We start from the raw sequence: 6,795 nt of genomic DNA on the forward strand, positions 1-6,795 counted from the left end.
CTTTTTGCCCACAGGGAAAGTGGGGAAAAGGGATTCAACAAGGCAAACGCCTTGAGAGCGCGGAAGGAGTTGAGAGCGAGAGAGGGGAGGGAGAGCCTTTCTGGAGAAAACTTATCCTTCCCCTTCCAAACTGCCAGAGCGGATCGCCCCTTCCCCTTTCTTCCCCTTCCTCTTCAAAGGCTTTTGACTGGTGGGGAGGCCGCACGGTAGGAGTTCGTTCCACTTCAAGGCAGGAAAATTAAGCCCCCTGTTTCACCTCTTCACCAATGCCCTTTCAACAACAAAGAGCCTGAACGTATTGTTCAGGCTCTTCTTTTTGTCCACAGGGAAAGCGGCCACCTGCCCCTAGCCCGTATATCCCTTCCAAACGCCTCTTTTTGCCCACAGGGAAAGCGGGCAAGAGGGATTCGATAAGGTCAAAAGTCTTTGGAAAGGGAGGGATGGGGTTTGGGGAAGGGAGGGAAAAGCTTTTCTTCAGAAAAGTTTTCCCTCCCTTCCCCAATCTTTCCCAACTGTTCCCTTACTCGACGGCTCTCCCGATCCTATTCAGACGGATGTTGCTGAGGCCGTCGGCGGACCAGTAGATGCGCCACGCCTTGCCGCGGATGTCATTACGGTCAAGGAAGCCCCAGAAGCGGGAATCGGCCGAATCGTCACGGTTGTCGCCGAGCGCGAAAAACTTGTCGGCGGGCACGGTGATCGGCCCCCAGTTGTCGCGGCCCGGAATCATGATAAGCGGCTGCGAATGCTGCGTGTAGGGTTCCTGCACTTCAACGCCGTTGCGGTACAATACCTTGTTCCGCATCTCCAGCGTGTCGCCGGGGACGCCCACAATGCGCTTGATGTAGTCGAGGCTCCGATCCTTGGGGTAACGGAACACGATGATGTCCCCCACCTTGGGCTCGACGCCGCGGATCAGGTAGTCGTCATTGAAAGGATTCCGCAGGCCGTAGAGGAACTTGTTGACCAGCAGGTGATCGCCGATCTGGAGCGTTTCCAGCATGGAGCCGGACGGAATCTTGAACGCCTGCACCACAAACGTGGTCAGCACCAGAGCCAGAGCTACCGCCCAGATGAGCGCCTCGGCGTATTCCCCTATCACGGTCTTGCGAAACCTCTGGATGAGAGAAAGTTGTTCATTCATAAAGGAGGGAGTCCATTAAGAAAAGTGCCCTTCAATCCCTGTGGGAACGGCGGATGCCTTTCCCGGACTCAAGACACGGGCGTTTGAGGGGAGGGTACGGGGAGGGGCCGCTTCAACGGGCCCTTCCCCATAGGCTTTTTTTACAGAATTCAACAGTATTTTGCTTCGATCTCAGCCCCGGCGGCGGCGACGTCGGACTTGAACCGCTCGCGGGAAGCACGGATCTGCTGGGCAAGATCGGGATCATGGAGCGCAAGGATCTGGGCGGCCAGCCAAGCGGCGTTCCGGGCCCCGGCCTTGTCAAGGGCGACGGTGGCGACGGGGAATCCGGGAGGCATCTGCACGGTGGCGAGCAGCGCATCCATGCCGCCGAGCGGGGACGCGGCGACGGGGATGCCGATAACGGGTTTCATGGTGCGGGCGGCAACCGCGCCGGCAAGATGGGCGGCCATGCCGGCGGCGCAGATGAACACCTCACAGCCCGCGGCTTCCAGCGAATCCACGAGTTCGGCGGTACGTTCGGGGGTACGGTGGGCGGAAGTTACCGTGAAGCGGAACGGAATGCCGAGCTTTTTCAGGATGTCGGCGCAGGGGGCTACGGTGGCCTCGTCGGACGCGGAGCCGATAAAGACGGCGACCTTGGCTTTTTCCATATTACAGTCTCCTCAAGCCCTTGGCACCGATGTCGGAACGGTGCTGGCTCTTTTCCATGTCGATCTTGGCGACGGCTTCATAAGCGCGCTTCTGGGCTTCGGCAAGCCCCTTCCCAAGCGCGGTCACGCACAGCACGCGTCCGCCGCTGGACAGGGTGCTGGAACCTTCGCGCTTCGTGCCCGCCTGAAACACCTTGGCGTCCGGCAGGGCGTCCACGGCGTCGATCCCCTTGATTTCCATCCCTTTCGGGTAACTGCCGGGATAGCCTTCGGCGGCGATGACCACGCCGAGCGCGGATTCCGGCCGGATGGACAGCTTGGCCTCATCAAGCCGCCCGTCGATGCAGGCATCCATGATCTCCAGCAGATCGCTTTCAAGGCGCATCAGCAGGGGCTCACATTCCGGGTCTCCGAAACGGACGTTGTATTCCAAAACTTTCGGGCCGTCTTTGGTCATCATCAGGCCGGCATAGAGGATGCCGGTGAAGGGATGCCCCTGCCGGGCCATTTCAGCGAGGATCGGGCGGATGGTGATGTCGGCCATCTTTTCCAGATCCGCATCGGGAACGATCGGGGCCGGGCTGTAAGCGCCCATGCCGCCGGTATTGGGGCCGGCGTCGCCGTCGAATACGGCCTTGTGATCCTGCGCGGAAGGCAGCGGGAGGGCCGTTTTCCCATCGCAGAACGCCAACAGCGAAACTTCCTCGCCCACCAGAAATTCTTCGATGACCACACGGCTTCCGGCCGCACCGAACATGCCGCCCATGATCTGGCCGAGCGCTTCGAGCGCCTCTTCCTTGGTCTGGGCCACGACGACGCCCTTGCCCGCCGCGAGGCCGTCCGCCTTGATGACGATGGGCGCGCCCTTTTCTTCCACAAAGGCTTGGGCGGCTTCCAGTTCGGTAAACACGCCGCAGGCGGCGGTGGGGACGCCCGCTTTCTGCATGATGTCCTTGGCGAACGCCTTGCTGCCCTCAAGCTGCGCGCACCACCGGCTCGGGCCGAAGCAGCGGATGCCAGCCTGAGTCATGGCGTCCACGACGCCGAGGGTAAGGGGAAGCTCCGGCCCGGGAATCACGAAATCAACGGCGTTTTCCTTGGCAAAAGACACTAGCCCGGCGATGTCGCTGTCCTTCAGGGGGATGTTTTCACCTTCCTGCGCCGTTCCGCCGTTGCCGGGAGCACAGTAGATTTTCTCGGCTTTTCCGCTTTGGGCGACCTTCCACGACAAGGCGTGTTCGCGTCCGCCGGAGCCGATGATGAGTACGCGCATGTACTTTCCCTCCAAAATATTTTCTGCTAAATAGCAAACTTTCGTTTGTTTGAATCGATCGACACTAGCCGTTTACCGTCGAAAAGACAACCGGCAACCCCGTTGCCGCCGCCCTGCCGGAGAGACGCCATGTCACCTGCCAAGCCCCGCTTCCTTCCCCATCTTCCCGCCGATTTCCTTGCCGAACACCAGCTCGCGGGCATCCGATGGTCGGTGCGGCAGGCCATGAAGAGCCCCCAATACCGAGCCAAGCTCGCCGCCGCGGGCATTTCCTGCGGCGAGGACATCAAGACCCTTGATGATGTCCGCCGCCTGCCCTTTTCGGACGTGACCGACCTGCGCGACGGCTACCCCCTGCCCCTGCTTTGCGTGGAGCCCTCCGAAGTCGTGCGCGTGCACGCCTCGTCCGGTACGACCGGCAAGCGCAAAATCCTCGCCTACACCCAGAAGGACGTGGACACGTTCGCGCTCCAGATGGCCCGCTGCTACGAGCTTGCCGGGCTGACCACGGAAGACCGCATGCAGATTGCCGTGGGGTATGGCCTATGGACAGCCGGGGCGGGCTTCCAGCTCGGCAGCGAGCGTTTCGGCGCGCTCACCATCCCCGTGGGCCCCGGCAACATCGACATGCAGCTCCAGCTTCTTGTGGACATGCAGACCACCTGCATCGGCTGCACCTCCTCAATGGCCCTGCTCCTTGCCGAGGAAGTGGAGCGCCACAATCTGCGCGACAAGATCGCGCTCAGGAAGATTATTTTCGGTTCCGAGCCGCACAGCCTCAAAATGCGCCAGAGCTTCACCGAAAAGCTCGGCCTTGAGGCCAGCTACGACATTGCGGGCATGACCGAGATGTACGGCCCCGGAACGGGCCTGAACTGCGAGGTTGGGGAGGGCATCCACTACTGGGCGGATCTTTTCTATATCGAGATCATCGATCCCTACACGCTCCAGCCCGTTCCCGAAGGCGAAGTCGGCGAAATGGTCGTGACTTCTCTGTCCAAGGAAGCCGTGCCGCTCATCCGTTACCGTACCCATGACCTCAGCCGCCTCATCCCCGAACCCTGCCCCTGCGGGCGCGCCATCCCGCGCCACGGGCACATCAGGGGGCGTTCGGACGACATGATCATTTTCCGTGGGGTGAACATTTATCCCGGCCAGATTGCCGACGTGCTGAACCTCTATCCCGATGTGGGCGGCGAGTATCACATTGAGCTTACCCGTTCGGAAGGGCTCGACTACATGCGCCTGCGCGTGGAGCGTCAGTCCGGCGTCGGTTCCGGCAACGACGCGGGGCTTGCCCGCGCCATCGGCGAAGAGATGCACAAGCGCATCATGGCCCGCATCAACGTCGAGATCGTCGATCCCGGCGCGCTGCCGCGTACCTTCTCCAAGGCCAAGCGCATCACCGATTTGAGGCTGAGTGATTGAGAGTGAGGGGTTGGATTTGAGATTGGGGAAGGGGGAGGGAACTTTCTGGAGAAAGTTCCCTCCCCCTTCCCCAAACCCCATCCCCCTCCTTCAAAGACTTTCGTGTTTATCGAATCCCTGTTCCCCGCTTTCCCTGTGGACAAAAAGAAGAGCCTGAACGCAGACTTCAGGCTCTTCTTTTTGGAAAGGCTCTGTCATAGCATATGGTTGTTTTATTTTGCTGTGTTATAGAAAATGGTTGATGCTTTTTCCTTGAAGTTCCAAAGGGATAACCGGCAAAATGCCTTATCAGTGAATCCAGCCAAGGGGAAAACTGGAGAAAAAGGCTGTATTTTCACCGCACTGTGGAGATAAAACAACCATAAACGATAACAGAGCCTTTCTCTTTATCAACCGTAAACTTGAACAGAGCCTTCTATTTCAACAGGATGCTGAAAATAGAGACTTTTTCTCCAATTTTTCCGCTGACTGACTCCATGATGGGGGGACTTTATTGGTTATTCCCTTGGAATTTCAAGAAATAAAACATCAACCGTTTCCTATGACACAGCCTTTGGAAAAGGCTGGATCGTAGAAAGTGGTTGATGCTTTTTTCTTTGAAGTTTCAAGGGAATAACCAACAGAATGCCTCAGCCATGAAATCCGCCAAGGGGAAAACTGGAGAAAAAGGCTGTATGTTCACCGTGCTGTGGAGATGAAACAACCAGATATTATGACAGCGCCTTGGAAAAAAGGCATTGGCAATTGAGCTAGCAGAAAATGTTTGCCTTCCGCCTCGGAGTGGAACGAACTCCCGCCGCGCAGCCTCCCCACCAGTCGAATCTTTGAAGAGGATGGGGGAGGAGCGAACCGCTCTGGCAGTTTGGAGGGGGAAGGGGAAACGTGGGGATGCTCCCCCCTTCTTCAGAAAGTTTCCCCTTCCCCCTCCAATCTTTCCCGTTCCCTATTGCCCAATCGTCGGCAGCGGGGGGATGGACGCGGCGGCGTCTTCGGGATGGACGCGGACGAGCACCGAGGCAGTCGTGCCCGCGCGGAGCTCGATTCCCTTCGGGAGCGCATCGAAATGAAGCCTGACGGGGATGCGCTGCGCCAGCCGTATCCACTCGAACGTGGGGCTGACCGAAGGCAAAAGCTGCTCGCCTGTACTCCCGTTCTCGCGGGCGATCCCCCAGCCGATGCTCTCCACCGTGGCCTCAAGCGGCGTATCGGAATAAGTCATGAGCGTGATCAGCGCCCGGTCGCCGGGGCGGAAATCCCGGATCTGCGTCTCGCGGAAAAAGGCGTCCACGCGGAAACTGTCCGCATTGATCAGGGCAACCAAAGGGTGATAGGCCGTCGACATGGTCCCCGGCTGTACCGTCAGATTGGTGATGTACCCGTTCACGGGAGCCGTAACGTGCGTGAAGCTCAGGTTCAACCGTGCCTGCTCCAACTGGGCCTGCGCAACCGCCACATCAGCCTCGGCGGACAGAAGCTGATCCTCGGCCTGCTGAAAGGCTTCGGGGGAAATCGCACCCGGCGCGCTCCGCTGAAGCCGTGCATCGCGTTCCGCCCTGTCACGGGCGGCCTTCGCAACGGCCTGCTTCTGGCGCACGTTGGCTTCGGCCTGCGAAAGCGCCACGCGGAATGGCCTGTCGTCCAAATCAAAAAGCGGATCGCCCACTTTCACAAACTGATTGTCGCGGACATGCACGGCCTTGACCTCCCCGGACACGCGGGCGGCGACCTGAACGACTTCCGCCTGCACCATCCCGTCACGCGTCCAAGGATTCCTGAAATAGGCGTTGTAGCGGATGTAGCAGAAAATACAGGCAATCACGATGATCAGCAGCGTCAGGAACCAGCGAAGCAAACTGTTGATGCTCATAGAACCATCCCAAGCGGTAGGAGGAGACATACATAAATGGCGATGAGTGCCATAAACACCCACGGCGGGTTGGCGAACCAGCCGGAAAGCCCGGTGCGGTTCAACACAAACGCCGTTGCCAGCGCGCCCAGAATGCCGAACAGCACTATGGGCAGGAACGGCGAAAAATAAATGCCTATCAAGGCAAGCTCATGCGGCATACCCACCTCCCTTTAAAGACACGGGAAAATTCTAGGCCGCGTCGCCATATTGTATATAACTATTCAAAATTATTAAAAATATTTTTATTGCTCGTAACCAGTTAAATAATTTCAACAAATTATATAATTGACGACACAGCCTAGGGGCTGTCCCTAAATAGTTTACTGGAGCCAAATAAGGCATGATGCCAGCATGACAGATGCTTTAAAAGTTATGGCCAGCTTATCAT

Annotated in this window: 6 protein-coding genes; 1 reads left to right on the top strand and 5 read right to left on the bottom strand. The window is 58.4% G+C overall.

Annotated elements, in window-relative coordinates; translation table 11 throughout:
• Positions 1-520 precede the first annotated feature (520 nt).
• The 3 genes from lepB to purD all read right to left on the bottom strand — a co-directional run bounded on the left by lepB (position 521) and on the right by purD (position 3,070).
• Positions 521-1,144 (bottom strand): signal peptidase I, encoded by a 624-nt coding sequence (gene lepB, locus ACZM8Y_RS07275; protein WP_005028097.1) that lies wholly within the window; start codon positions 1,142-1,144, stop codon positions 521-523.
• A gap of 149 nt (positions 1,145-1,293) precedes the next feature.
• Positions 1,294-1,797 (bottom strand): 5-(carboxyamino)imidazole ribonucleotide mutase, encoded by a 504-nt coding sequence (gene purE, locus ACZM8Y_RS07280; RefSeq protein ID WP_302551906.1) that lies wholly within the window; start codon positions 1,795-1,797, stop codon positions 1,294-1,296.
• 1 nt (position 1,798) lies between these two features.
• Positions 1,799-3,070 (bottom strand): phosphoribosylamine--glycine ligase, encoded by a 1,272-nt coding sequence (gene purD / locus ACZM8Y_RS07285; RefSeq protein WP_482333399.1) that lies wholly within the window; start codon positions 3,068-3,070, stop codon positions 1,799-1,801.
• A 129-nt stretch (positions 3,071-3,199) separates the two neighbouring features.
• Here purD and ACZM8Y_RS07290 point away from each other — a divergent pair, with 129 nt between their 5' ends.
• A complete protein-coding gene (locus ACZM8Y_RS07290; protein ID WP_302551904.1) occupies positions 3,200-4,498 on the top strand; it encodes a phenylacetate--CoA ligase in 1,299 nt (432 codons plus the stop codon).
• A 943-nt stretch (positions 4,499-5,441) separates the two neighbouring features.
• On the opposite strand, the gene ACZM8Y_RS07295 is transcribed toward ACZM8Y_RS07290, so the two are convergent.
• Both ACZM8Y_RS07295 and ACZM8Y_RS07300 read right to left on the bottom strand, forming a co-directional pair.
• Positions 5,442-6,365, bottom strand: a complete 924-nt coding sequence (locus tag ACZM8Y_RS07295; protein ID WP_337430767.1) for an HlyD family secretion protein — start codon at positions 6,363-6,365, stop codon at positions 5,442-5,444.
• Complete coding sequence (locus tag ACZM8Y_RS07300; protein WP_482334873.1) at positions 6,362-6,565, bottom strand: DUF1656 domain-containing protein; 204 nt, start codon at positions 6,563-6,565, stop codon at positions 6,362-6,364. The genes ACZM8Y_RS07295 and ACZM8Y_RS07300 overlap by 4 nt, the downstream gene beginning before the upstream one ends.
• Between the last annotated feature and the right edge of the window lie 230 nt (positions 6,566-6,795).

The sequence above is a fragment of the Bilophila sp. genome (assembly GCF_057864385.1).

What these genes read in the sequence shown, in the direction of transcription:
- ACZM8Y_RS07290 (WP_302551904.1), top strand. Translation starts at nt 3,200, where the DNA reads ATGTCACCTGCCAAGCCCCGCTTCCTTCCCCATCTTCCCGCCGATTTC.
- lepB (WP_005028097.1), bottom strand. Translation starts at nt 1,144, where the DNA reads ATGAATGAACAACTTTCTCTCATCCAGAGGTTTCGCAAGACCGTGATA.
- purD (WP_482333399.1), bottom strand. Translation starts at nt 3,070, where the DNA reads ATGCGCGTACTCATCATCGGCTCCGGCGGACGCGAACACGCCTTGTCG.
- ACZM8Y_RS07295 (WP_337430767.1), bottom strand. Translation starts at nt 6,365, where the DNA reads ATGAGCATCAACAGTTTGCTTCGCTGGTTCCTGACGCTGCTGATCATC.
- ACZM8Y_RS07300 (WP_482334873.1), bottom strand. Translation starts at nt 6,565, where the DNA reads ATGCCGCATGAGCTTGCCTTGATAGGCATTTATTTTTCGCCGTTCCTG.
- purE (WP_302551906.1), bottom strand. Translation starts at nt 1,797, where the DNA reads ATGGAAAAAGCCAAGGTCGCCGTCTTTATCGGCTCCGCGTCCGACGAG.